17 protein-coding genes are annotated in these 24248 nt (G+C 70.8%); 2 read left to right on the top strand and 15 right to left on the bottom strand.

Features of this window, described 5'->3' with window-relative positions:
* The 14 genes from AC2EAQ_RS15295 to AC2EAQ_RS15230 all read right to left on the bottom strand — a co-directional run bounded on the left by AC2EAQ_RS15295 (nucleotide 1) and on the right by AC2EAQ_RS15230 (nucleotide 15106).
* Nucleotides 1–657 (bottom strand): MotA/TolQ/ExbB proton channel family protein, encoded by a 657-nt coding sequence (locus AC2EAQ_RS15295; protein WP_484645203.1) that lies wholly within the window; start codon nucleotides 655–657, stop codon nucleotides 1–3.
* 82 nt (nucleotides 658–739) lie between these two features.
* Nucleotides 740–1030, bottom strand: a complete 291-nt coding sequence (locus tag AC2EAQ_RS15290; protein ID WP_484645202.1) for a hypothetical protein — start codon at nucleotides 1028–1030, stop codon at nucleotides 740–742.
* Nucleotides 1027–1740 (bottom strand): tetratricopeptide repeat protein, encoded by a 714-nt coding sequence (locus AC2EAQ_RS15285; protein WP_484645201.1) that lies wholly within the window; start codon nucleotides 1738–1740, stop codon nucleotides 1027–1029. The genes AC2EAQ_RS15290 and AC2EAQ_RS15285 overlap by 4 nt, the downstream gene beginning before the upstream one ends.
* Nucleotides 1727–4549 (bottom strand): tetratricopeptide repeat protein, encoded by a 2823-nt coding sequence (locus AC2EAQ_RS15280; RefSeq protein WP_484645200.1) that lies wholly within the window; start codon nucleotides 4547–4549, stop codon nucleotides 1727–1729. The genes AC2EAQ_RS15285 and AC2EAQ_RS15280 overlap by 14 nt, the downstream gene beginning before the upstream one ends.
* Nucleotides 4533–6341: a tetratricopeptide repeat protein gene (locus tag AC2EAQ_RS15275; protein WP_484645239.1), complete on the bottom strand. Its 1809-nt coding sequence runs from the start codon at nucleotides 6339–6341 to the stop codon at nucleotides 4533–4535. The genes AC2EAQ_RS15280 and AC2EAQ_RS15275 overlap by 17 nt, the downstream gene beginning before the upstream one ends.
* 239 nt (nucleotides 6342–6580) lie before the next feature.
* Nucleotides 6581–7195, bottom strand: a complete 615-nt coding sequence (locus AC2EAQ_RS15270) for an AraC family transcriptional regulator (protein WP_484645199.1) — start codon at nucleotides 7193–7195, stop codon at nucleotides 6581–6583.
* 14 nt (nucleotides 7196–7209) lie between these two features.
* A complete protein-coding gene (locus AC2EAQ_RS15265) occupies nucleotides 7210–8319 on the bottom strand; it encodes a DUF3570 domain-containing protein (protein ID WP_484645198.1) in 1110 nt (369 codons plus the stop codon).
* The gene (locus tag AC2EAQ_RS15260; protein WP_484645197.1) at nucleotides 8306–8533 is read right to left on the bottom strand and encodes a DUF4266 domain-containing protein; all 228 of its coding nucleotides are present in this window, start codon (nucleotides 8531–8533) and stop codon (nucleotides 8306–8308) included. The genes AC2EAQ_RS15265 and AC2EAQ_RS15260 overlap by 14 nt, the downstream gene beginning before the upstream one ends.
* A gap of 5 nt (nucleotides 8534–8538) precedes the next feature.
* Nucleotides 8539–9048: a TlpA family protein disulfide reductase gene (locus AC2EAQ_RS15255; RefSeq protein WP_484645196.1), complete on the bottom strand. Its 510-nt coding sequence runs from the start codon at nucleotides 9046–9048 to the stop codon at nucleotides 8539–8541.
* A 30-nt stretch (nucleotides 9049–9078) separates the two neighbouring features.
* The gene (locus tag AC2EAQ_RS15250; protein WP_484645195.1) at nucleotides 9079–9726 is read right to left on the bottom strand and encodes an outer membrane beta-barrel domain-containing protein; all 648 of its coding nucleotides are present in this window, start codon (nucleotides 9724–9726) and stop codon (nucleotides 9079–9081) included.
* Between the two features lie 21 nt (nucleotides 9727–9747).
* A complete protein-coding gene (locus tag AC2EAQ_RS15245; RefSeq protein WP_484645194.1) occupies nucleotides 9748–10530 on the bottom strand; it encodes an SH3 domain-containing protein in 783 nt (260 codons plus the stop codon).
* Entirely contained in the window at nucleotides 10515–11126 is a 612-nt protein-coding gene (locus tag AC2EAQ_RS15240) for a hypothetical protein (RefSeq protein WP_484645193.1), read from the bottom strand. Before AC2EAQ_RS15240 ends, AC2EAQ_RS15245 begins: the two co-directional genes overlap by 16 nt.
* On the bottom strand, nucleotides 11123–14071 hold the full coding sequence (locus tag AC2EAQ_RS15235) for an HzsA-related protein (protein WP_484645192.1): 2949 nt from the start codon (nucleotides 14069–14071) through the stop codon (nucleotides 11123–11125). Before AC2EAQ_RS15235 ends, AC2EAQ_RS15240 begins: the two co-directional genes overlap by 4 nt.
* Nucleotides 14072–14101: 30 nt before the next feature.
* On the bottom strand, nucleotides 14102–15106 hold the full coding sequence (locus AC2EAQ_RS15230) for an FAD:protein FMN transferase (RefSeq protein ID WP_484645191.1): 1005 nt from the start codon (nucleotides 15104–15106) through the stop codon (nucleotides 14102–14104).
* A gap of 291 nt (nucleotides 15107–15397) precedes the next feature.
* Between AC2EAQ_RS15230 and AC2EAQ_RS15225 the strand changes: the two genes are divergently transcribed.
* Nucleotides 15398–16480, top strand: coding sequence for a glycerophosphodiester phosphodiesterase (locus tag AC2EAQ_RS15225; RefSeq protein WP_484645190.1), 1083 nt, complete (start codon nucleotides 15398–15400; stop codon nucleotides 16478–16480).
* 67 nt (nucleotides 16481–16547) lie between these two features.
* Nucleotides 16548–19145, top strand: a complete 2598-nt coding sequence (locus AC2EAQ_RS15220) for a hybrid sensor histidine kinase/response regulator (RefSeq protein ID WP_484645189.1) — start codon at nucleotides 16548–16550, stop codon at nucleotides 19143–19145.
* Here AC2EAQ_RS15220 and AC2EAQ_RS15215 read toward each other — a convergent pair.
* Entirely contained in the window at nucleotides 19134–24221 is a 5088-nt protein-coding gene (locus AC2EAQ_RS15215; protein ID WP_484645188.1) for a VCBS domain-containing protein, read from the bottom strand. The two genes, AC2EAQ_RS15220 and AC2EAQ_RS15215, sit on opposite strands and share 12 nt — an antisense overlap.
* Nucleotides 24222–24248 lie beyond the last annotated feature (27 nt).

The following is a 24248-nucleotide window of genomic DNA, read 5'->3' as shown; positions in this document are numbered from 1 at the left end:
TCAGCGCGCGGCGGCGGCCGACTCGGCCTTCAGTCGCTGGGTCGCGTTCAGGAAGCTGATCTTGGCGGCTTCGAGGCCGTCGACGATCTCGCTGGTGCGCGCCTGCAGGAAGGCGTGGATCAGCAGGAACGGGATCGCGACCGTCAGCGCGAAGGCGGTGTTGTTCATCGCGATCGAGATCGACGCCGACAGCATCTCGGCCTTCTCGGCCGGGTTCACCGCGGACACCGCCGTGAAGCCCTTGATCAGGCCGATGATGGTGCCCAGCAGGCCCACCAGGGTGATCACGTTGGCGAAGGTGGCGATGTAGTGCGTGCGCTTCTCCAGGCGCGGCACGATCTCCATCATGCCCTCCTCCATCGCGGCGTCCACGTCTTCGCGGCGGCCGGGGCTCTGCATGCGCTGCAGGCCGTAGGCGACGATCTTGCCGACGGCGGCGTCGGAGTTGCTCGCGATCTGGTGCACTTCCTTGAGCTTGCCGCTCTGCAGCTGGGGCTGGATCTTGTCCCACAGCGCGCGGTTCGCGGCCCGGGCCTTGGCCAGGAACACGAAGCGCTCCACCGCGATCGCCATGCCGATGGCCATGATCAGGATGCTGGGGTAGATGGCCAGGCCGCTGTCCTGGAAGAACTTGATCGCGAACTCGATGATGCTCATGGGGCTTCTCCTTCGATCGGGGCACCTGCGAGGGCGGCAGGCACGGGGGTCTCTAGCGTGATGACGTTTCGGATGGGGGGAATCAGGGCTGCTTGCCTGCCGGGGCGACCTTCGCGGCGACCTGTCCGTGGTAGTTCACCTGGCGGCGAAACACGTCCCGGTCGACCGGCGCAAGCGCCTCGTCGAGCACACTCACCAATGGTCGTCCTGCCAGATCCCCGGGCAAGGGCTTTTTCCACGGCACGATGTAGAGTACTTTTGGTAACTCGCGATTGCCGAGGATCTGCGTGCGGTCGATGTCGGCGCGGTCCTGCGCCACGGCCTGCAGCGATGCGGCAGCGAGCACGACGGCAATGAGTCGCTTCATCGTCATGGCACCTTCTTCGTGTTCTTGGCGTCGGCCTGCGCGACGCTCGCGGTCTTGCGAGTCTTGAGGTCGGCCACCCACTTGCCCACGCCGGCGTCGCCGCCCGGCACGAGCGCGAGATAGCGTTCGTAGTGCACCAGCGCGAGCGCAGGCTCGGCCATGTACAGGTCCAGCAGCACGCCCAGGTTCAGGTGCGCGTCGGCATAGCCGGGGTCGAGCGCGATCGCCGCCTCGTAGGCTTCGCGCGCCTTGGCGAACTTGCCTGCATGGCGCAGGCTCAGGCCGAGCTGGTTCTGGAACACCGGCTGCGACGGGCTGGCCTTCACGGCCTTTTCCATCGCAGCCACCGACTCGTCGTGCTTGCCGGCATTGCGCAGGATCAGCCCGAGATTGGCATGTGCGCCGCCGAGCTCCGGATGGCGCGTGGCCAGGTCGCGGAACGCGCGCTCGGCGTCCGCGGTGCGGCCGGCGCGCAGCGCGGCCTTGGCGGTTTCGAAGGCGCGCTGGGCGTCGGCGCTCACCGCCACCGGGGCTGGCGCCGCCTTCGCGGGCGGCGCCGCCGGGGCCGATGCGGCCGCGGCCGGCGCTGCAGCGATCGCCTGCTGCACCGCCTCCACCGGCTTCTTCACCACTTCGGTGACGCTGGCGCAGCCGGACAGCGCCAGCAGCGCCAGGGCGGCCAGCAGCGCCGATCCGCGCGACTCAACGGATCTCATTGACGACTCCTTCGCTGCGCTCGACGCGCGCGTAGCGGCCCGGCTTGAGCGTGCGCAGCGCGGTGAAGCTCTTCTGCACCCATTCGTCGTACACACCCTGCGCGGTGCGGCGGGCGTTCACCTCGTGCAGCTCGATGGCCTTCTCCTCGAACGGGAAGGCCTGCTCCTCCAGCAGCACGTTGTACTGCTCCAGCTCGAGCTTCTTGAGGCCACGCGGGCGCTGCGAGGCCATCATGGCCTTGCCGAAGTCCTGGTACAGCGCGGCGGTGTGGAAGGTGGCCGCGGTGATCGCGTCGGCCACGCCGTAGTCGGCCACCGCCGAGAAGCCCTTGAGCGCCGTCTCGAACTTCGCCTTCTTGTTCTTCATGCTGCGCGCCAGCGGTTCCACCAGTGCCACCTTGCGGTAGTCGTCCACCGCGGGCTGCGCCATCGCCAGCGCCGCCATCGCGCCGAGGTAGCGCGTGCGGTCGGTGCGCGCCGCGCCGCCACGCTGGTCGGCGGCCAGGATCTCGCGCTGCAGCTCGAACTCGCGCTTGGCGTTGCCGTCGGCCCTGGCGATCAAGGCCAGGCGGTGACGCGTTTCCACGGCACGCTCGAACGGCTCGGGGTACTGCTTCAGGTAGCGCTCGTAGGCCCTGGCCGACGCCACGCGGTTGTTGCCCTTGCCGTGCAGCTCGGCCGCCTGCCACAGCGCTTCCTGCGCGAGCTTGGGGTCCTTGCCCGACGCGGCCACGCGCTCGAACTCGCCGGCGGCCTCGCTCCAGCGGCCGCGCTCCAGGTAGGCCACCGCCAGCTTGGCCGACGCGTCGTCCACCAGGGGGTGCTTCGGGAAGCGCTGGCGGAAGTCCTCCAGCGTGCGGGCGGCGGCGTCCCAGTCCTTGATGCCGATCAGCGCCGCGGCGGCGTCGTACTGCGCCGTGGCATGGATGGTGGACTGCGGCGCCACGGCCGCCACACGGCTGAAGTGCCCCACCGCGTCGCGCGCGTTGCCGGCCTTCTGCGCCGCCTCGCCCTGCTTGTAGATCGCCGCGGCCTGGCGCTCGACCAGGTCCTTGCGCGCGGTGTCGCGCTCGGGCACCAGGGCCAGCACCTCGCCATAGCGCTTCTCGGCGCGGGCGAAGTCGCCGGCCTCGAACGCGGTGTGCGCGATCACGGTCGTGGCCACGCGGCGCTGCTCGGCGGTGGCCGGCGGGTCCAGCGCCAGCACGCGCTCGGCCACGCTCTGCGCCTGCTCCGGGTCCTTCAGCGCATACAGGCGGTCGGCGGCGTTGGTCAGCACCGGTGCGACGCGCGGGTCCTTGTCGAAGGCCTTGGCGAAGCGCAGCGAGCTGTCCACGCCCTGGCGCTGCAGCGCGGGCTTGTCGGTCGCGGCGGCGCGCTTGTCCAGCTCGGCATAGGCCAGCAGCGCGGCGTAGCCGGCGTCGGCGCTCTTGTCGTGCTTGGCGTAGCCGTAGGCCACCTTCTCGTACTCGACCGCGGCCTCGCTCCAGCGCGAATCCTCGTACAGCAGTTCGCCGAGCAGGAAGTGGTTGCGCGCGGTGTCGGGCTCGCCGGGGAAGCCGGTGATGATGTCGCGGTACCAGCGCACCGCCTCCTGGTAGTCGGCGCTGGCCTTGGTCTTCTGGGCGCTGGCGTGGTAGTGGCGCGCCAGCTCGGCCAGACGCGTCTTCACCAGCGGCTGGGCCTTGTTCCAGCCCTCGGGGTTGGCCTTGCGGAAGTCGCTGTTCACGCCGTAGCGGCCGACGTACTCGCGCTTGGCGTCCAGCGCCAGCGTGGGCAGGCCGCCGGCCTCGTAGATGTCGATCACCTTGGCCTGCAGCACCGGCGCCTGCGCATGCATCGGGTTGCGCTTGACGAAGGCGGCGTAGGTGTCGGCCGCGTCCTTGACGCGGTCCTGCTTGATGTAGAGCTCGCCCAGCTGCTCGTAGACGCGGAATTCGTAGCCCTTGCGGCGCTCGTCCTTCACGTAGGCGGGGATCGCATCGGCGCCCTGCAGGTTGGTCAGCGAGATGCTCATCACGCGGAAGGTGTCTTCCACCAGCTCGCGGTCGCCGCGCGTCAGGCCGGGCAGCGTCTCCAGCGGCTGGTCGCCGCGGCCGGCGAGCTTGCCGTCGAGCACGCCGAAGAAGGACTGCAGGCCCTCTTCCAGCTTGCCCTGCTTGAAGCGGGCCCAGCCCTGCATGTAGAGCGCCCGATCCTTGAACACCGTGCCGGCGTTCTGCGCCAGCACGGCGTCGTAGGCCTGTTCGGACGCCGGATAGCTGCGCAGCGTGAACAGCAGTTCGCCGCGGCGGAACTGCGCCTCCTCGCGGTAGGCCGTGTTCGGGTACGTGGCCACGAGCTGGTCGAGCGTCTTCAGCGCGGTCTCCAGCTCGCCGCCCTGCTCCTGGGCACGGGCCAGCTGGTACAGCACGCGGTCGTTGCCGGGGTCCTTCGGGAAGTTGCGCAGGAACTCCTGGTAGCGAGCGACGGCGGCCTTGTAGTCCGGCGCGCCGGCATTGGCGCCGGTGACGCTGCGGTTGTCGGCGACGTCCATCTCCAGGTCGCCCAGGCGGCGCATCGCCTCGGCGCGCTGCGGTGCGTCCTTGGCCTGCGGCGCGGTGTCGAGGAAGCGGCGGTAGGCGGCGATGGCCTGCGTCTCGTCGGACGCGACGCGGCGCTCCTTGTCCACCGCCACGCTGCGCGAACCCAGGCTGGCCAGCGTGGGTGCATCGTCGCCCGGCGGGGCCTTGGGGCTGCTGCCGCAGCCCGCCAGCACCAGGGCGCAGGCGGCTGCGACGAGCGAGGGACGACTAACGACGCGGCGCATCGCCCGTCTCCTTGGTGGTGGCGTTGGTGGCGAGGCTGGCCCGGTCGTAGAGCTGGGCCAGCGCGAAGCGGGCCTGCGTCTGGTACTCGGCCAGGCGCTGCTGGGCGCGCGTGAGCTCGGCCACGGCGATGCCCTGCACCGCCTGCTGCTGCTCGGTGGTGAGCGCCGCCACGCGCGGGATCAGTGCGTTCAGGCTCGCTTCGAGCGCGTCGATGCGGCGCGCGAAGGCGTCGAACTTTGCCGGCTCCTCGGTGCGCGCGCGCGCCAGCGTCTGGTCATGCGCCTCGGCCTCGACCAGCGTGGCGTCGGCGTCGCGCAGCGCCTTCTGCGCTGTCCACACGCGGCCCGGGAAGTCCTGCGCAAGGTCCCAGGCCAGGCGGCCCGCCATCAGTCGCACGCGGTCGGCATGACGCGCCAGCTCCGGGTCCTTGTCGTTGGCCTTGAGCGCGGCCTGCACCGAGGCCAGGCGCTGCAGCAGGTCGTCCTGCTTCGCGTCGGCGAACGCCACCACGTCCGTCTCGCGCTGCGCGCGGTCCAGTTCGGCGGCCAGCGTGGTACGGCGCTGCTTCAGCGCGGCCAGCGCGGCACTGCGGTCTTGCGCACCGGTCTGCGTGGCGGGCAGGCGCTCGGCGAAGGCCTTGCGGCGCTCGGCCAGCATGTCGCGGAAGGCGCCCAGGCTGTCGCGCCACTGCGCCAGGTTGCGGCCCAGGAACAGCAGGTCGCGGTAGTTCTTGAACGACTCCTGGAACTCGTGCTGTGCCAGCACCTGGGTCAGGTGGCCGGCATGCGGCATCTCGGGCAGCGACTGCAGCGCCCAGAACCAGCCCATCTCCTCGCCGGGGTTGGCCTTGTCCAGCCCTTCCACCAGCTTGCCGCCGCGGATCGCCTCGATCGACTCGCGCAGCGCACCCTGCTCGGTGTCGAACTGGCTCACCGCGCTCTCGTAGCCTTCGAGCGACTGGCCGTAGGCGCCCAGTTCGGCATAGGCGTAGGGCAGCGCGATCTTGGCTTCCAGCACGGCGGCGTCGCCGACGCTGCGGCCGGCGAGTTCGGTCCAGGGCACGAGGGCCTTGTCCGGCTGCTTCGCCGCCGCGGCGGCCCAGCCGAAGCCCAGCAGCGCCTTGTTGGCATGCAGGCCCTGCAGCCGCACGCGCTCCAGCACGCGGCGCGCGTCGGCGGCGCGGTTGTCCTGCAGCGCGGCGAAGCCCAGCGCCACGTTGGCGCGGTCGCGCAGGCTGCGCTGCTCCTCGGTGGCCGACGGCATGCGGCCCACCTCGTCCAGCAGCGCGCTGCCGCCGGCCACGTCGCCGGCCTTCACCAGGGCCACGCCCAGGTTGTAGCGGGCGAAGTAGCTCACCTGCGACGGATTCTTGACGTCGGTCATGCCGCGCAGCACCTCGGCCGCGCCGGCGAACTCGCCGCGCGCCATCAGCAGATTGGCCTGCAGCAGCCCGCGGTCCTCTTCCAGCGGCGCCGGCAGCTTGCCGGCGATGCGCCCGATGGCCTCCTCGGCCTCGGCCTGCAGCCCGCGCTGCCAGCGGATCTTGGCCAGGAAGTACCACGCCCGGTCGCGCACGGAAGGCGGCGCGCCGCGCTCGATCAGCTGCGCGAAGATCTGCCCCGCCTCGCGGTGCATGCCGTACGACAGCAGCAGGCCGCCGCGCAGGATCTCGCTGTCGTCGTCGTGCGGCGACACCCGCTTGAAGTGCTGCGACACCATCAGCCCGGTGACCGCGCTGAAGTACTTGTCCTGGTAGAAGTGGAACAGCGTGTCGCCATAGTGAGGCGCCATCACCGGCCGCTTGACCTCGGGAGCACCGGACGCAGACGGCGCCGCGCCCGAAGCCGAGGACTGCGCCGAAGGCGAAGCCGAGGACTGCGCCGACGCGCCGCCCACAGCCAATGCACACGCCAACGCCACCAGGCCAGGCACGGCACACAAGCGCCCAAGCAGGCGCAGCGGACCCGGCTCCGCCGGTCCGCCTGCGCCGCCCCCCTGGGGGGGAGCGGCGAAGCCGCAACGGGGGGGGGTCACCATACCTTCACATCGAACTCAGGTTGCAGCTTGCCCGCGGAGTCCTTGATGCGCAGCTCGATGTACTTCGGCTCGGCGCCCTTGTCGAACTTGATCGTCGTGGCGCGCTTGTAGTCGCGCACGTGCGGGCCCTTGCCGGTGAAGAACGCGGTGACCTCGTGCGTGCCGCTCTTGAGGTTGCCCACGTAGGCGCGCTGCACGCCGCCGCGGTGCAGTGCCTGCACCTCGTTGGGCGTGTAGAGGTAGTTCGTGACCAGCTTGTCGTTGAGCTTGATCTGCACCGAGTCCAGCTCGAACAGCTTGCCCACGTCCATCGACACGAACAGCGCCACCTGCGTGTTGGCCGGGAACAGCAGTTCCTCCTCCAGCACCAGCAGGTCGCGGTTGAGCTTGATGACGTCGGACTTGAGGTCCTGCACGCGGCTGTCCAGGCTGGCGGCCGGAGCGGCGGGCGCCGCCGGCGCCGCAGGGGCCGCGGCGGCCACGGCCGGCTGCGCGGCCTGGGCCGACGGGGGAGCGGCCGGCGCGGCGGGGGCGCTCTGCGCCCGCGCGGCCAGGGTGGCCAGGGCGATCGCGGCGCCGAGCGCCAGGTGGCGAAGGAGGGCTTGCATGGTCATGCTCGCTTCTAGTAGTTGGCCGTGACGTAGAGCTGGAGCACCGTGGCCGACAGGCTGTAGGGGCGCCCGGTGCGCAGGTCGGTGTAGTCGCTGTACTGGTATCGCAGCACCTCGAGGGCGCCGTTGAACTTGATCTCGTATTGCCCCGGCACCTTGCGCCAGCTGTAGGTCACCTTGCCGCCCAGCGTGTTGCCGTCGTAGGTGCCGAGCTGGCGGTTGCGCGTGACGTAGGTGGCCTGGCTCTGCGCGTTGTCGCTGTAGAACGACGCGCCGTCCTGCCGGTAGTGGCGCAGAAAACCGTCGAGCAGGAAAGACTCGCCGACGTAACGGCTGTATCCCCCTTCGATCGTGTGCGACTTGACCTGCCAGTTGTCCCAGAAGTAGCGGTACGAGCCGCGCACCGCGTCGCGGCTGCCCAGGTCGCCGATGGCGCGCAGGTTGATCGCCCGCGAGCTGCGCGTGCGCGGCAGGTTCTCCGGCACGGCGGCGCCGAACACGCGCGCGGCGCGGTACGGGTTGCCGAGATAGCCGCTGTCGGAGATGGCCTCGAGGTTGAGGCTGGCCAGCCACTTGGGCGTCAGGATCTGCGTCACGCCGACGCGGTACTGCCAGTGCTTGGCCTGGTCGAAGAAGCCCAGGTTCTTCGCGCCCACCTTGTCGGCCGCACGCGTGAAGCCCAGGTTCACGGTGGTCATGCCGCCGAAGGTCTCCTGCGACACGTCCACCGACAGCGCGTCGGCCTTGTAGTCGGGCTCGTCGCTGCGCGACAGGCCGAGCGTGAGGTTGGAGTCGCGCACCACGTAGTCCAGCCCGAGGCTCAGCTCGTTGCGGCGCTCCTTGTAGGGGCTGGCGGTGGTGACCACGTCGACCGACGCATTGCTCACCGCGTCCACGTAGACCTGCCCCGACAGCGAGATGCGGTCGCCCAGGCTCTTGCGCAGGAACAGCGCCGGCCCGTCGGAGGTGAGGCCGCCGCCGCTGTAGCGGTGGTACATGGCTTCGGCGCGGTCGGCGGGCAGCGGCGCGGCCTTGGCGCTGCCGCCCACGGCCAGGCTGCCGCCCAGCAGCGCGCCCACGGCGCGCAGCCAGCGCGCGAGCAGGTTCCTACTTGCAGCCACAGCCGCCTCCCTGCACGCCGTTGGCGCCGCGCGCACCCTCGCGGATGTCGCGCACGTGCTGGCTGTTCTTGGACGCCAGCACGTCGCCCTGCCATTGCATGATCGGGTCGGCCAGGCGCTCTCGCTCGTGCGGCTTGACCCAGGGCTGCGGCATCGCGCAGCCGCCCAGCGTGCCCGCCAGCGCGAGCATCACCCAGAGGAATCGGCGTTGCATGGCGTCTACTCCCGAAGCAGTTCGCGGACCTGCTGCTCGTAGGTCTGCTCCACGCCTTCGCGATAGCCGCGGTGCAGGTAACGCACGCGGCCATCCTTGTCGATCAGCACGGTGGCCGGCATGGCGTTGAGGTCGTAGCTGCCGACCACCTTCTTGTCGGTGTCCAGCAGCACCGGGAACTTCAGGCCCATCTTGCCCACCAGGGCGCGCGCGGCGTTCGGGTCCTCGTCGATGTTGACGCCCAGCAGCGTGAAGCCCGAGCCGCGGTACTTGTCGTGCAGGCGCGCCAGATGCGGCAGCTCGACACGGCACGGGCCGCACCACGTGGCCCAGAAGTTCACCATCACCACGCGGCCGCGCTGCTCGCCCAGGCGCAGGTTGGGGCCGTCGATCTGGCGCAGCGTGAAGTCGGGCGCCATCGCGCGCGGTGACACGGACGCGCCGGCGGCATGCGCCGCGGCCAGCAGGGCCAGGCCGAGCAACGAGCGGCGCGGCAGGCGGTGCGGGTGGGTCATGAAGGGTCCTTCCTCTTTCGGATCCATCGGTCAGAAATAGAAGCCGAAGCCGCCGGTCAGCTCCACGTTGTGCGTGCTCTGCTTCGGACCGAGCAGGTCGGTGGAGAACACGTGGTCACGCAGCTCGACGTGCACGCCCCAGCGGTCGGCCAGCAGCATGCGCAGGCCGATGCCGAAGTTGATCGTCTGGCGGCGCCGCTCCACCAGCTTGGTGCTGCCCACGCCGGCCAGCACGTACAGCGCCGTGGCCTTGGCGCGGTTGGCGCCGATGAAGCCCTCGCCCGGCAGCAGGTTCCAGCCCGCGCTCAGGTTGTAGTAGGACAGCGTCTCCTTCGGGTTCGGGAAGATGCCCCCACCCGGCAGCAGCTGGCGGAAGGCCTCGTCCCTGACCTTCGTCTGCGCCAGGTTGCCCTGCACGAAGAAGTCCTCGGTGATGTGGTAGCCCACGCGCAGGCCGGCGATGCCGCTGGCGCCGAAGTTCTCGGTGGAGTAGATGCCGCCGAAGGCGCCGACCTCGAAGTCCTTGGACGGGAACTTCGGCAGCTTCACGTCGCGCCGCTCCACCTGCGGTACCACCACCTGCTCGTTGGACGGGCGGGGCTGCTGCGTGGACGGCGCGGTCTGCGCGAAGGCGGGGGCGGCCAGGGCCAGGGTCAGGAGCGCAAGGGTCTTGTTCATGTTGTGGACCTCGGGGCGGTTTCAGTAGAAGAAGAACGAGATGCCGGCGGTGACGGCGCGGAACTCCTGGCTGCGCTGGTCCGACACGAAGGCCGTGTACAGGCTGTAGTCGGCGCGCACGACGAAGCGCTCGGTGAGGTACCAGCGCACGCCGATCGTCGCGTTGGACAGGTTGGCGTTGGTGTCGGTGGCGCCCACCAGGGTCTGGTTGGGGAAGTTGTTGAAGCGGCCCACGCCCACGCCGAGGAAGGGCGACAGGCGCTGGTCGCTCCAGGGCTCGGCCAGCAGGTTCACGTGCCAGAAGTCGGTGCCGGAGAACACGCCCTGCACCTGGCCGATCGTGCCTTCCAGGCTCAGCGTGTCGGACAGGCGGTAGCTCGACCACACCTTGAGCATCGGCTCGGACTTGAACCGGCCCACCGCCGCGCCGAGCTGCACGCGCCGCGTCAGGTAGTCGTCCAGCGCGATGTCGCGGAAGGTCTTGGGCACGCCCGCCACGGTGAGCGTGGCTTCGAGCTGGCGCCGGTGCACCCAGCCGATCTTGGAGTTGCCGGTGTCGCTGTCGGTGCGTACCTTGTACCAGTCGGTCGACCGCATCTCGATCGTCACCCACTCGTCGCGCGCGGCGACGTGGTGCACCGGGAAGCCGCGACCGGGGCCGGTGCGCATCTCCAGATAGGGGTCGGCCACCTTCACGCGTTCGGTGACCTGGGCGCGCGCGGGCGCCTGGGCGAACAGCAGCAGGGCGATCAGGACGAGCAGCGTGGAGCAGGCTCGCAGGGCATTCTTTATTGCGTGTTGCATGTACCGGTTTGAGGGTCGGCAGGCGTGAACATCGATGCCGCCGCGCTACTGAACTCGTCCTGCCCCTGGGGCATGGGACGACTGATCCAGTACTGCAGCAGCCGGACATTGGGATCGTTGGTGTCCGCGAAGATCAGCCCGCCACCGTGCAGGGTGCCCTGCACCAGCGGCTTGTTGAGCAGCCGGCTCGACGACGGGGCACCGATCACGGTGGAACCCTGCGCCGAGAAGAAATTCCGGTACATCTCGGTCTGACGGATCACGTCCGGCGTGTTGGCCGGGTTGGTCAGGTCGACCGCGGCAGCCGTGCCCACGGTGCGGAACGCGCCGCCGGTGCCGTTGGTGTTGTCGTGGCAGCCCGCGCTGGCGCAGCTGCCGGTGCCGCCACCGGGCAGGCTCAGCTGCGCCACCATCACCGGGTTGATGCAGCGCTGGTAGTACACGAAGGACAGCGACTGCCCGCTGCCCCCCGGAGGGTTCAGCACGTCGGGCGGATTGCCCAGCGGGTTGTCGCCGCCCCCGCCGCAGGCCGCGACGAGCGCGGTCACCACGGCGGCGGCCGCGCCGCCCCGCCATCCGCCCGCGCGCAACCTCATGGCGTGCACCCCGCGCTGATCCAGTTCAGGATCGCCTGGTAGCCCGAGCTGCCCACCGGCAGCGGCGGTGTCGTCTGGCCCGTGGCACCGGTCGGATGCGGCGCGGTGGACGGCCGTGCCAGCAGCGCGTTGGACGCTGCGGCGCAGGTGTTGGACACCATCGTCAGGCTCACGTTGTAGTCCCCCTCGGGGCTGCCGGTCAGGATGAAGCGGTTGCCGGTGAAGCCCAGGCCCGGCTGGTGGCAGGCCACGCACTGGTTGCGCAGCACCGGCAGCACGGTGTTGTTGAACACCGTCTCCGACAGCGCGGTCGCGCGCCGGGCCGGGCTGTTGCTGGCCATCACGTTGTTGAAGTACTGGCCACCCAGGTCCATCCACTCGCTGACCAGGCGCTTCTCCGCCGCGTTGAGCAGCGTGGCGTGGTTGGGCGCCGTGCTCGGCGGGTTCGGGTGCGCGGTGCGCGCCGCCGAGCCGGCCTTGAGGGTCTCGCCGAACAGGATCTCGCCCAGGCGGCTCGACCGCGTCAGGCCCTCGGCGCCGCCGGCCATGGTTTCCACCAGCGCCGGGCCGCGCACCACCTCGGGCACGCCGTCGCGGATGCGGGTGACGGGCTGGCCGTTGCCGTCCAGCACCGGGTCGCCGAGCAGCAGCTCCTGGTACGACGTCAGGCGGCCGGCGCCCGAGATCGTGGCCCGCAGGTCCAGGCGCGTCGGGTCGGTGTGGCAGGCGGTGCAGGTGTTGGCGCCGCGGTCACGGCTCCAGATCGGCTGGATGTGGTCCGGGTAGTTGATGATGCCGTTGACCGGTGCCGGCGTGGCCAGGTCGTCGGCCGGGTTGGCATTGCCGGTGTAGCGCACCGCGATCGCCGGACGCGCGGTGACGCCGTTGCGGCTGGTGTCGGCCCAGATGTCGGAGAACATCATGTCCGACAGCAGGTTCAGCGCCGCCGGGTCCACGCGGGTGCGCAGCGACGCCATCGTCTCGCCCTGCTGGTGCTGGCCGGCCAGCGCCGGCTGCAGCGCGGCGGGCATGGTGTTGACCGTGGAGCCGGCGTTGATCGACGCGCCACGGCGCGGGCTGTGGCAGCCGTCGCAGGTGCGGCGCTCGCCCGGGCGCACCTGGATCCAGTTCAGGTGGGTCTGCAGCGCGCGGCCCTTGTGGTCGATGATCGACAGCGCCAGCGGCGTGTCCGCGGGCACCGACAGCTTGAACGAGCCGTCCGGCTCGATCGGCGCGTAGCCGAGGATCTGCTGCGGCTCGAAGTCGGTCTCGCCGATGGCCTCGCGCATGCCGGTCATGCCCTGCTGCGGCGCCACCGCGCGCGTGGCCCGCACGAAGCGCGCCGGCGAGCAGTGGTAGGCCGAGTTGGCCGGGTCCTTCATCGCCACCAGGTCGGCGATCGACGAGCGGGTGTCACCGGCTTCGATCGGCGCCCGTTGCGCGATGGCGCGGGAGCAGCCGGCGGGCAGGTCGGACGCCGCGATCACCGCTTCGGCCATGCGGTTCAGGCCGTCGGTGTCGTAGATGCTGCGCACTTCGATCAGCGCACGGCCCTGGGCGGCCAGCGCCGGGTCGATCGTGGTCGGCGTGGGCGCGGCCGGTTCCGGACGCGGCTGGATCGCCACCGGGTCGGTGTACATGAAGCCGGCCGGCGGCGCGGCCACGATCAGCCAGGTCTGGTTGGCCGGGTTGTACATGTAGACCGAGTAGATCGGGGGCACGTTGTCCTGCACCGGATCGGCGGCCTCGTCCTCCATGGTGCGGTCGCTGTTCAGGCGCTCGATCTCGGCCTGCGTCAGGCGCGAGCACGGGATCACCACGCCGTCGCGCGTGACCTCGCAGGTGCGGAACGACACCAGGATGCGGTCGGTGCCGTCCCACAGCGGGTAGGGCGTCGTGGCGCGACCCACCAGCGACAGGCCGCGGCCGTCGGGAATCTGCAGGTTGGTCAGATGGCGCTGGCCGGCGCTGGCGACGACCGCGCGGTTGGCCGGCATGGTGTTCTCGCTGAAGTTCTCGATGTCGATCAGCATCAGCGCCCCGCCCTCGCGGGTGCCCGACAGCGACATCAACGACGACGCCACCTGGCCGCGGTAGCGGCCGTTGGGGTCCATCTCGCGCGGGTGCAGGAAGCTGTTGCCCGGGCTGTGCGCGCCGTACAGCACGAACATGTCGGTGCCGTCCTGCTTGGACTTGAAGATGGCGAAGCGGTTGCGCGGGCCCACGTGCTCCCAGCGCGAGAACATGATTTCGCCGTTGGAGCGCACCACCGGGTTGCGGTCGTGGCTCTGGTTCACCGAGATCTGCGTGATGGCGCCGCCCTCGGCGGTCATCGTGTGCAGGTTGAGCACGCGCTCGCGCTCGTACTCGTCCACCGCGAACACGGCCTGGCCGTTGATCAGCGAGCGCGACTGGGTCTGGCGGTTGCTCGAGAACACGAAGCCGCGGCCGGCCGGCAGGTAGGCCGGGTCCACGTCGTCGTCGGAGGTGGACGCCGTGACACGGCGCAGCGTGCCGCCGGCCAGGCCGCCGGTGGTCATGTCGTATTCCCAGATGTTCCAGCGGCCGGTGCAGGCCGGGCCGCCGTCGATCGTCGACGTGTTGGCCGTCGGGCAGCGCATCGAGAACACGATCTTGCGGCCGTCGTACGACACCTCGGGATCGGACACGTCGCCCACGCCCTGGGTGATCGACGCGGTGACGTTGATCTCGTTGGCGCTCGGCGAGGACTGCTCGCGGATGATGAGGTCACCGCCGGGCGCCGTGGGCGTGCCGTCGGTCGGGTTCATGTTCAGCGTGTTCGCCCGCTTGGCGTAGGCGATCGCCACGTCCCCGTTCACCGTGACGGTGTCCGAGCCTCCCGAACCGCTGCCGCAACCGGCCAGCAGCGCGGCCAGTGCGGCCAAGGCCGGCACGATCTTCCATTGCCTCGTGATCATGTTCATGGTCAACCCCCTGTGCACGTCTGTGTGTTGTCAATGCCGTGCGGGCGTGCGCCCCGCCGACATTCCGCTCGAAGCATGCAAGGCGCCGGTGGCGTCGACGCAGATCGCGTCCACGCCCTCCAGCGTCTCGACGAGTTCCAGTCCGCGCTCGATGCCGAGCACGAAGACCGTCTTGCTCAGGGCCTCGCAGGTGAGGCCGTCGGCCGCCAGCACGGTGACGCTGCGCAGGCTGCGCGGCGACTCGCCCGTGGCGGGGTCGACGATGTGGTGGTGGCGCACGCCGTCGCGCTCGAAGAAGCGCTCGTAGTCGCCCGAGGTGGAGACGGCGGTGTCCACCAGCGGCAGCACCGCCACCAGCGCGTCGGCGCGGCGCGGGTCGCGCACGCCGATGTGCCAGGGCCGGCCGCGCCGGTCGCCGATGACGCGGCTGTCGCCGCCGGCGGCCACATGCGCGTGGTGGATGCCGTGCCGCGACAGGATCGCCGCGGCGTTGTCCACCGCATGGCCCTTGGCGAAGCCGCCGAGGTCGACGCGCATGCCGTCGCGCGTGAAGCGAACGCTGCGCGTGCGCGCGTCGAGTTCCATGCCGCGCCAGCCGATGGCCGCACGGCCGCGGGCCAGGGCCTGCGCGTCGGGCGCGGTGCCCTCGCGGTAGTCGTACAGGTTGCCGACGCTGGCGAAGGTGATGTCGAACGCGCCGTGCGACAGCTGCGAGAAGCGTTGCGCCTGCACCAGCAGCAGGAACATCTCGGCCGACAGCTCCACCGGCTGCCGGTGCGCGTCGCGGTTGATGCGCGACAGCTCGGAGTCCGGCTTGTGCGGGCTCATCGTGCGGTCGATGCGGTGCATCTCGGCCATCACCGCGTCGGCGGCAGCGCTACCGCGCGCGGCGTCGTCGCACCACAGCTCGACGCGGATCGCCGTGCCCATGACCGCTTCCTCGCGCACCAGCCACTGCCCTGCGTCGGCCGCGCACGCGGCCGCCGCCGCCGGGTGGGCGGTCTTGGGCTGGGTCCAGGGCCAGAGGTTCCTCATCGCAGTCGCGTCGGTGGTCGTCGGTTCTCGTGCAGTCCGGTGATCGAAAGCAGTCGCAGCAGGCCGAAAGACCCTTTGCGGCGCCGCATATTGCGGGCAGGCCGAAGCGCGAACCGGTGAATTTGTTTGCAAACCACCATGGCCTTACACCCTGTCGCCAATCGCGGTTCGGCCACCACGCCGGCGCGCGCGAACACGTGCGAGAAGCTGCGTCGAATGTTTGCAATCGCAACAGGCGGGTGACCAAAAGCGTCACTTCGGCGGCGCACAATGGCCGCGAGGAGAGCCCCGATGCGCGATCACGACACCCGCCCTGCCCTGCGCCGCGCCACCGCCTGGCAAGGCCTCGCCCTTGCTGCGGCCCTGCTGTCGGCCAGCGCCGTGGCGCAGACGCCAGGGCCGGGCCCGGCGGGTGGCACCGCCCCGGCCGCTGCGAGCGCAGGCCGCAGCATCGACCTGCAGGGCCACCGCGGCGCGCGTGCGCTGTGGCCGGAGAACACGCTGGCCGGCTTTGCGCGCACGCTGGCACTGGGCGTCACCACGCTCGAGCTGGACATCGCCATCACGCGCGACGGCGTGCCCGTGATCTCGCACGATCCGCGGCTCAACCCCGACCTCACCCGCGGGCCGGACGGCCGCTTCATCGACGCGCCGGGCCCGCGCATCCGCGACCTGACGCTCGATGAGCTGCAGCGCTACGACGTGGGCCGCATCAAGCCTGGCACGCGTTACGCCACGCTGTATCCGCAGCAGCAGCCGGTGGACGGCGCCCGCATCCCGCGCCTGGACGAGCTGCTGGCGATGGTGCAGCGCGCCGGCGACGATCGCGTGCGCCTGGCCATCGAGACCAAGGTGCATCCGGCCTTCCCCGAGGACACGCTGGCGCCCGAGGCCTTTACGCGCACCGTGATCGCGGCCGTGCGCGGCGCCGGGCTGGCGCGGCGCAGCAGCATCCTCAGCTTCGACTGGCGCACGCTGGCCGTGGTGCAGAAGGAAGCGCCCGAGATCGCCACCGTGTACATCACCGCGCGGCAGCGCTGGATCGACAACGTCGGCGCCGACCGGCCCGAAGGCTCGGCCTGGACGGCCGGCGTGCAATGGCGCGACCACGGCAGCGTGCCGCGCATGGTGCATGCGGCCGGTGGGCGCTACTGGTCGTCCTACTTCGGCGACCTCGACGCGGCCCAGGTGCGCGAGGCCCAGGCGCTGGGCATCCAGGTGCTGGCGTGGACCGTGAACGAGCCGCGCGACATCGAGCGCATGCTCGACCTGGGCGTGGACGGCATCGTGAGCGACCGGCCCGACCGCGTGCGCGAGGCGATGGCGCGGCGCGGCCTGGCGCTGCCTGCCCCCGTGCGGGTCAAAGAGCCGTAGAAGCGGCACGAAAAGGCTACTTTTTGGTACAAGTTCGGCTCACGCCGACTTGAGCCAGGGAGACGCCATGCCCCAGCCCCACGCCAGCATGACCGCCCGATGCTGGCGGACACGCCTTGCCCGGGGGCTGGCGGTGCTGCTGCTGATGGGGGTGTTGCCCTGGGGCCTGATGCCGGCGCGGGCCCAGTCGCCGTTCGACCTTCGCCCGGCGCTCGACCAGATGTCGGGCAACATGCCCGCGGTGCTGGCCGCCGCGCCCGACGAGTTCAATCGCGGCTGGGCCTCGCCCGACCCGATGGTGCGGCTGTCGGCGCTGCGCACGCTGGCGGTACGGGCCCTGTTCCGGATCGAGGCGCTGCGGCTGCTGCGCCCGCGCCTGGACGACGGCCTGCTGCTGGCCGAGCAGCAGGGCGACAAGGCGCTGCACGGTCTGCTTCACACCCTGAAGGCCGCCACGGACTTTCTGGCCAACCGCACGGCCGAGGGCAGCCGGCAGAAGCGCGACGATCACCTCGCCCGGGCCGCCCGCCTGCTGGAACAGGCCGGCGACCCCACGGCGCGCTGCCTGGGCAAGTACCTGCACGGCAACCTCGTCAAGTACGAGGTCTCCGACGCGCGGCGGATGGAGCCGTTCCTGTCCGCCCTGACGCTGCAGGACGCGTCCGCCACCTGCCGCGCCTGGATCGTGGCGATGATCAACACGTCCAACGGCCGCTTCATCACCACGCAGGACCCGTCCAAGGCCGACGAGGCCGCCGCCGAGACCCGCGAGGCCCTGGCGTGGACGCCGCCCGAGAAGTTCCCCGCGCTGGGCGGCCGGCTGCTGATCGCGCTGGGCACCGTGTACCACCGCGCCGGCAGGTTCGCCGAGGCCGAAGCCCCGCTGCGGCGCGCCATCGCCGTGGCCCAGGGGGTGCGCGACGACCACCTGGAGGTCGGTGCACTCGATGCGCTGCAGTACGTGTACACGGGGCTGAACCGCCCGCGCGACGTGCTGGCCCTGCTGGCGCGCGACGCGGCCCTCAGCACCGGCGAGACGCCGGACGACGCGGGCCTGCGCGCCATCCGGGTGGCCGAGGTGAACGCCATGCTCACCCCGCCCGACCGGGGTGCCGCGCTGGCCGCGCTGCGCCAGGCCGAGCAGCTGTTCGCCGGCAAGACGGACGACAAGCTCTCGCGCCGCATGGCCGAGGTGCGCGCCTATGTGTACGAGCGCGTCGGCGACCATGCCCAGGCGCTGGCCGAGACCAAGCAGCTCTACGAGATGAGCCAGCGCCGCATCGTCGAGAACCACACCCGGCAACTGGCCGAGCTGCAGGTGCAGCACGAGGTGAAGGTGCGCGCCCTGGAAAGCGAGCGGCTGCAGCTGAGCGTGGACGCGCTCACCGCGCGCCGCAACCTGCTGGGCTTCGGCCTGGTGGCCACGGTGCTGGTGCTGGGCGCGCTGGCGCTGCTGTACCGGCGGCAGGTGCAGCAGAAGCGGCGGCTGGCCGAGCTGTATGGCCAGCTGGAGTCGCTGAACGCGTCGCGCAGCACCTTCCTGGCCGCGGCCTGCCACGACCTGCGCCAACCGGCGCACTCGCTCGAACTGCTGGCCGAGGTGGCCGCGGGCGACGCCAGGCCCGACGCCGCGGTGGTGCAGGACATCCGGCGCAATTCCAACGTGCTGGGCGGCATGCTGTCGTCGCTGCTGGACATGGCCCAGCTCGAGTCCGCGCAGCCCCAGGTGAACCTGCAGCCGGTGTCGCTGGACATGCTGTTCGACGAGGCCACGCTGCAGTTCAGGGCCCAGGCCGCGCGCAAGGGCCTGGCCTTCGAGCGCAGCGGCCACGGCTTGTGGGTGCGCAGCGACCCGCAGCTGCTGCGCCGCATCGTCTTCAACCTCGTGGGCAACGCCTGCAAGTACACGGTGCGCGGCGCGGTGCACCTGGAGATGGCGCCCGGCGCCGACGGTGGCGTGCAGGTGCGCGTGCGCGACACCGGGCCGGGCATCCCCAAGGACCGCATCCCCGACATGCTGCGCCCCTACGCGCGGCTGGACCACGGCGCCAAGGAGCAGGGCCTGGGGCTGGGCCTGTCGGTGGTGCAGCGCGCCACGCAGGCGCTGGGCCATGCGCTGCGCATCGATTCCACCGTGGGCAGCGGCACCACCGTCACGGTGGAACTGCCGCGCGTCGATGCACCGGCGGTCGTGGCGAACGCACCCGCCGGCACCGGCGCGTCCGGGCCTGCCGGGCCGGCTGACGCCGCCACGCCGGCCGCGCACCCGGCCCTGGTGGCCGTGCTGGAGGACAACGACGAGGTGCGCTCCGCCCTGCTGCGCCTGCTGGACCGGTGGGGTCTGCGCACGGTGGAAGGGGCCACCAGCGCCGAGTTGCTGGCCCGGCTGGCGGGCGACGGCGCACCCGTGGTGCCCGACCTGCTGCTGGTGGACCACGACCTGGGCCCGGAAGACGGCATCGAGGTCACGCGCGCGATCCGCGCCCGCCCGGGGCTGGGCGGCCTGCGCGCGGTGCTGGTCACCGGCTCGATCGACACCGACACCGAGCGCCTGGCGCACGACGCCGGCATGGCCGTGCTGCTCAAGCCCACGCGGCCGAGCGTGCTGCGACGCACGCTCGACCGCGAACTGGCTGCGGCCCGCGAAGGCGCGCTACACCAGTAGGCCCGCCGAGTCCGGCGTGCGCCAGTAGTGGAACGGGTCCGGGTACACCGCTTCGGAGCCGGGGTCCGGCGTATGCAGGGACGACGACGACGGTTCGGCCGCGGCCAGGGCCACGAGCAGGTCGTCGATGCGGGTGCCTGCATCCGAGGCGCTGCTTCCGTCGGTCGTGGCCGAGGCGCCCGCCTCGTCGGAGGCGGGTTGGGCTGCCGCGGGATCGGGCTGCGCGACGCCTTCTGCCGCCGCCATCTCAGGCGCTTCCAGCGGCGAGGCGGTTGCCACCGATGCGGCTACCGTGACGACGAATGCCGACCCGCCGTGGCTCGTGACCACGGTTGTCTGTGGCGTGAGGGAGCCTCCTGGCGCATCCGTCACCTCGATCTGAAACACACGGTCCCCTGCGGCAGCCCCGGGTTGCGAGCGCAGAGCGACGAGTGAAAGCACCGTGCCCCAGTCGCTGTAATTGATGGTGGCACCTGGCTTGGTCTCAATGAGCAGCTCACCCGGCCCAACCAGATTGGTCTCTGCATCGGGGTCGTACACCGTGATGTTGAAGTTGTCGACGATGCTCAGAGTAGGGATGTCGCCATTGATGAACGCCGCAGTAACCTCCAGCGTGTCGTTCTCCGAATCCAGACCGGACGTGATAGAGATCTTGATGCGGGTGATGCTGTTGTTTTCGGGGTCCCCGGGATACGCCCCACCCGACATCAGGTAGGCCACCGGGTTGCCTGCGATGGCCGGGTCGGTGGGGTCGTAGGGGGTTGTGGAGTAGTCGTCCCAGAACACAAGGCTCATGCTCGGAGCATCGTTGACTGACGCCAGATTGGCCTGCAGCTGAACGAGGCTGGACGTTGCGCCCTCGTTGTCCACGGCTCGCACGGTGAACATGTTGCGCGTGCCGTTGTGGTTGCTACCCGGGGTCCAGTACGCGTTCAAGTCGGCGGTGATGGCATTGTTGGTGCTGCTGTTGAAGGCTGTCGCCGTCTCCGCCGTCGCGCCGATCCGCAAGGTTCCAGAGGCCGTGTTCACGGCACCCACCGTGAATCGGCTCACCGTCCCGTCCACATCGCTGGGCGAGAGCCGCGAGAGCAGGTCGGCCAGGGTCAGGGTCACCACGGTGTCCTCCGTACCGCTGACGATGACCGGCCCCGCCACCGTCGTCGGTGCATCGTTGACACCCGTGACCGTGAGCGCGATGGTCTGGCTCAGCCCATGGCCAAGATCGACTTCCACCGAGTCGTCGAAGGTGCCTGACGTCAGCGCCTGTGCCCGGCTGTCCAGCGTGTAGGTCCACTCGCCATTGGCCGCAATGCTGAACGTGCCATAGCGGGTGGTCTGGCTGCCGGCCACGATGGTCGGCTCCGAACCCGAAGGGGCGTCGGGATCGAACACGACCAGCGTGCCGCCGGTGGAGGCGGTGTCCTCGGTCACCGAGCCACTGGCACCGGTGACCACCATCGTGTCGTCGACGCCCGTCACGGCGATGGTGACGTTGAGCGTCTCGCCACTGCTCAAGGTGAGCGCGATCACGTCTGGTGCCGTCACCCCGGCCGCCAGGGTGTCCGCGTGGGCGTTGAGGGTGTAAGTCCAGTCGTAGGTCGCAGTGCCGGCCTGCCGCGTGAGGGTCAGCGCGCCGTAGGTGCCTTCGTAGGTGCGCGAGGTGTCCAGGGTGGGCGTCGCGTTGTCCGGGTCGGACAGCGTGAACGTGCCCGTCGTGAACAGGCCGGCGCTGGGCGCCGCGGTCTCGGTGATGGCACCGGTGTAGGTGCCCGTCACCACCGGCGCGTCGTCGGCGCCGTTGATGCGGATGGTGAGCCGGGCCGTGGCGCTGCCGTCGTGCCCGTCCCCCACGAGGTACTCGAACACGTCCTCCAACGCCTCGCTGGTGGTGTTCAGCGCGTTCACCGTGGGGTTGGCGTTGTCCAGCTCATACGTGTAGCTGCCGTCGGCGTACATCGTCAGCGAGCCGTAGGTGCCCTGCAAGCGGACCGGATCCTCGCTGCCGGCAGGGTTCACCGTGCCCGGCGTCGAGGTGCTCTCGTCATGGATGGCGGTGATTTCCAGCACGGTCAGCGTGTCGCCGTCGATGCTGTCGGTGTCCGCCCCCGCGCCGGTACCCGACGCGCCAAGGATCACGTTGCCTTCCACCGGCGTCGGCGACCAGGGGCTGGCCACTTCCTGCGTGGTGGCCGTGTCGTTCGCCGCCACCGGGTTGTGGTTCACGCCGGTGACGGTGATGCTGAGCGTGGCCTCGTCCGTGAGGCCGCCACCGTTGGTGTCGGCCACGGTGTAGGTGAACACGTCGGTGCGCTGCTGGCCGCGCGGCAAAGCTGCAGCGGCGGGGCCGGGCACGTAGACGTAGCCGCCGTCGGCGCCCAGGGTGAGCGTGCCGTAGGCGCCGGGCAGGCTCCCGCCCGGGCTGGCACTCACTGCGGAAGCGCCCTCGCCGAAGCGCACGCCGGCGATGCGCAGCGCGTCGGTGGCGTCCTCCACGTCGGTGTCCACCCCCACGCCGTCGCGGCCCGTGATCACGTTGCCGGCGATCTGCGACGCGTTGGCCGCGCCCGAGGCCGTGTCGTCGGCGGCGCGGGGCGCGTCGTTGTCGGCGGCCACGTCGACGCGCACGGCGGCGGCGGCCGACGCCAGGCCCGCCGTGTCCACCGCCTGCACGGTAAACGCGGTCAGCAGCCCGTTGGCGTCGTTGTCGGCGCCGGGGTGGATCCACTGCACGGTGCTGGCGGACGTGATGCGCAGGTCAGGCGGCAGCACGCTGCCAGCGGCGTAGTCGGTGTCGTCCACCCGCAGCGTGCCCAGGCCCACGGACACCACCCGCAGCGCGGCCAGCTCTTCGTCGCCGTCCACGTCGGTGGCGCCCACGGCGGCCAGCAGGGCCGCGTAGGTCAGCGTCACGGCGGTGGCATCGTTCTCGCGCACGCCGGTCGCCACGCTGTCGGTGGCCGTGCGGGCGACCTCCGGCGCGTCGTTCACGCCCACCAGGGTCCAGGTGCTGCGGGCGCGGGACACCTCGCCGACATGCGCGGCGTCGCCGAGTTCCTGGCGCATCCACAGGTCCACGTGTTGCGACAGGGTCTCGCCGGCCGCCAGGGACCGGTAGGCCCAGGCGTCGGCATTGAGCGTGACGCTCAGGGCGGGATAGCTGTCTCCCGACTTGGCAAGTGCCAAATGCAGCAGCGTCTCTTCCGCACCCTGGGCATCGGTCGCGCTCACCGCACCGGTCAGGGCCCAGGCCGGGAAGTCGGTTTCCCGGACCCCAGGGAAGTCGCCGTCTCCCTTGTCCTGCCAGCCCGCGGAGACATTGCGCACATCGTCCCAGGCCAGTGTGACGAGGTTCCCCCCAACGGGTTCGGCCTGGAAGTTCGCCGTGCCGCTGGGCGTCGATGCGGACAGCGGGGGCTGCTCCACTGGCTCGCCGGTCTCTGGATTCACGGGGCGCAGTGCCAACACCGGCCCGCGATTGGTCAGCGTCAGCGTGATCGTCTGGTCCACGTGCGCGTCCTCCGCGTCGGTGGCCCGCACGATCACCTCGAAGGTGTTGTCGCCGTCGGCGTCGGCATAGGCGTCGAAGTCCGGCAACGTGCCGGCCGGGCCGAAGGCGTCGGCCTTGAAGCGCAGGGTCTGCACACCGCCCTCATTGACCAGCTCGAACTTGCTGGCGTCCGCACCGCCCCAGATCTCCAGCGTGGGCGCCGTGCCGGCAGCGTTGGCGTCGGATCGGGCCGACAGCACCACGCCGTAGCCGGCCTCGTTCTCGCCCATCGTGGTGGCAAAGCCGTACGGGCTGTCCAGCGCCTCGATGAAGAACGCCGGGATCGTGATGGTCTGCGACGTGGCCGGGGCCGGGTTGCCGGCGAGATCGTCCACGCGGGGCGACACGGTGTAGCTGCCGCCGGGCAGGTCGGTGATGTCGACGCTGTAGCGACCGCCCTCGCCCACCGTGCCGGTGTACGAACGCGTGGTGCCGTCCGCAGCGTTGACCATGTCCACCGTGACGGTGGCCCCGGGCGCGCCGGTTACCGTGCCGGTGACGGCAAACTCGCTGGCGGCCAGGGTGTCGGGCAGGTCGTCCATCGTGAGGGCGGGCGCGTCCGTGTCGACGGTGAAGCGCACCGTGGTGCCCGTGGCCGGGCTCACCAAGACGCCGTCGCTGCCGGTGGCGTCAAATTCCACGCTCACGCCCGGTACCCACCCCTCCGAGCCGCTGACGTACACCGTGGAGGCCACCAGATGGGCCGCGTTCACGTTCACCGTAAAGCTGCCGTCGGCCTGCACGTCGCCGGAATAGCGGCCAAGGGTCGTGACCACATACACCTGGTCGCCCTCTCGGTACTCGCCGGTGACGGTGCCGCGCACGGCCAGCGTGGCGGTGGGGTTGGTGCGCAGCGCGTACTCCGCCGCGTTGATCAGGTTGGCGGGGTCGGTGACGTAGACGCTGGCGATGCCGGTGCCTTCGAGCTCGTTCTCGACGTTGATCGTCAGCGTCTGTTCGGCCGTGTTGCCGCTGGTGTCGGTGGCCCGCACCTTGACGGTGTAGCTCGACCGGCCTTCGTAGTCGGGCTGGGCACCGTCTCGCAACACGAGACGGTTGCCTTCCACCAGTTCGAAGAGGCCGCCCTGCGTGGCCGCATCGTCGACGATGGACCAGGAGACGCTCGTCACGTCGGCGGCAGACAGCACGTGCGAAAAGTCGGTGTTCTCCAGCCCCGGAACCGTGCTCTCGGACGTGATGACCGGCGGCGTGGTGTCCACCCGCACGCTGGTGGTGACCGTCGTGGCGGCATTGCCCGCCGCGTCGCTGGCGTTGACGCGCACGGTGTAGGCGCCGTCGCCCAGCGCAGCGGCGTCGACCGTGTAGCGGCCGTCCGCGCCGACGGTCGGCGTGAAGGTCTGCACCACGTCGCCCGCTGCATCGACCACCTCGATCGTCACGCTCGCACCCTCGGCCAGGCCGGTGGTCGTGCCGCTGATCGTGGGCGTGGTGTCGCGGGTGAGCGCGGCGGCGCTGACCGTCACGGTCGGCGGCGTGGCGTCCACTTCGATGCTGGCCGTGGCGGCCATGGCGGCATTGCCCGCCGCGTCGCTGGC

The organism is Aquabacterium sp. T101 (assembly GCF_057219775.1).
The sequence above is the reverse complement of the archived record's forward strand: the minus strand, read 5'-3'. Positions and strand labels throughout refer to the sequence as shown.

What these genes read in the sequence shown, in the direction of transcription:
- AC2EAQ_RS15295 (WP_484645203.1), bottom strand. Translation starts at nt 657, where the DNA reads ATGAGCATCATCGAGTTCGCGATCAAGTTCTTCCAGGACAGCGGCCTG.
- AC2EAQ_RS15290 (WP_484645202.1), bottom strand. Translation starts at nt 1,030, where the DNA reads ATGACGATGAAGCGACTCATTGCCGTCGTGCTCGCTGCCGCATCGCTG.
- AC2EAQ_RS15285 (WP_484645201.1), bottom strand. Translation starts at nt 1,740, where the DNA reads ATGAGATCCGTTGAGTCGCGCGGATCGGCGCTGCTGGCCGCCCTGGCG.
- AC2EAQ_RS15280 (WP_484645200.1), bottom strand. Translation starts at nt 4,549, where the DNA reads ATGCGCCGCGTCGTTAGTCGTCCCTCGCTCGTCGCAGCCGCCTGCGCC.
- AC2EAQ_RS15275 (WP_484645239.1), bottom strand. Translation starts at nt 6,341, where the DNA reads ATGGCGCCTCACTATGGCGACACGCTGTTCCACTTCTACCAGGACAAG.
- AC2EAQ_RS15270 (WP_484645199.1), bottom strand. Translation starts at nt 7,195, where the DNA reads ATGCAAGCCCTCCTTCGCCACCTGGCGCTCGGCGCCGCGATCGCCCTG.
- AC2EAQ_RS15260 (WP_484645197.1), bottom strand. Translation starts at nt 8,533, where the DNA reads ATGCAACGCCGATTCCTCTGGGTGATGCTCGCGCTGGCGGGCACGCTG.
- AC2EAQ_RS15255 (WP_484645196.1), bottom strand. Translation starts at nt 9,048, where the DNA reads ATGACCCACCCGCACCGCCTGCCGCGCCGCTCGTTGCTCGGCCTGGCC.
- AC2EAQ_RS15250 (WP_484645195.1), bottom strand. Translation starts at nt 9,726, where the DNA reads ATGAACAAGACCCTTGCGCTCCTGACCCTGGCCCTGGCCGCCCCCGCC.
- AC2EAQ_RS15245 (WP_484645194.1), bottom strand. Translation starts at nt 10,530, where the DNA reads ATGCAACACGCAATAAAGAATGCCCTGCGAGCCTGCTCCACGCTGCTC.
- AC2EAQ_RS15240 (WP_484645193.1), bottom strand. Translation starts at nt 11,126, where the DNA reads ATGAGGTTGCGCGCGGGCGGATGGCGGGGCGGCGCGGCCGCCGCCGTG.
- AC2EAQ_RS15235 (WP_484645192.1), bottom strand. Translation starts at nt 14,071, where the DNA reads ATGAACATGATCACGAGGCAATGGAAGATCGTGCCGGCCTTGGCCGCA.
- AC2EAQ_RS15230 (WP_484645191.1), bottom strand. Translation starts at nt 15,106, where the DNA reads ATGAGGAACCTCTGGCCCTGGACCCAGCCCAAGACCGCCCACCCGGCG.
- AC2EAQ_RS15225 (WP_484645190.1), top strand. Translation starts at nt 15,398, where the DNA reads ATGCGCGATCACGACACCCGCCCTGCCCTGCGCCGCGCCACCGCCTGG.
- AC2EAQ_RS15220 (WP_484645189.1), top strand. Translation starts at nt 16,548, where the DNA reads ATGCCCCAGCCCCACGCCAGCATGACCGCCCGATGCTGGCGGACACGC.
- AC2EAQ_RS15215 (WP_484645188.1), bottom strand. Translation starts at nt 24,221, where the DNA reads ATGGCCGCCACGGCCAGCATCGAAGTGGACGCCACGCCGCCGACCGTG.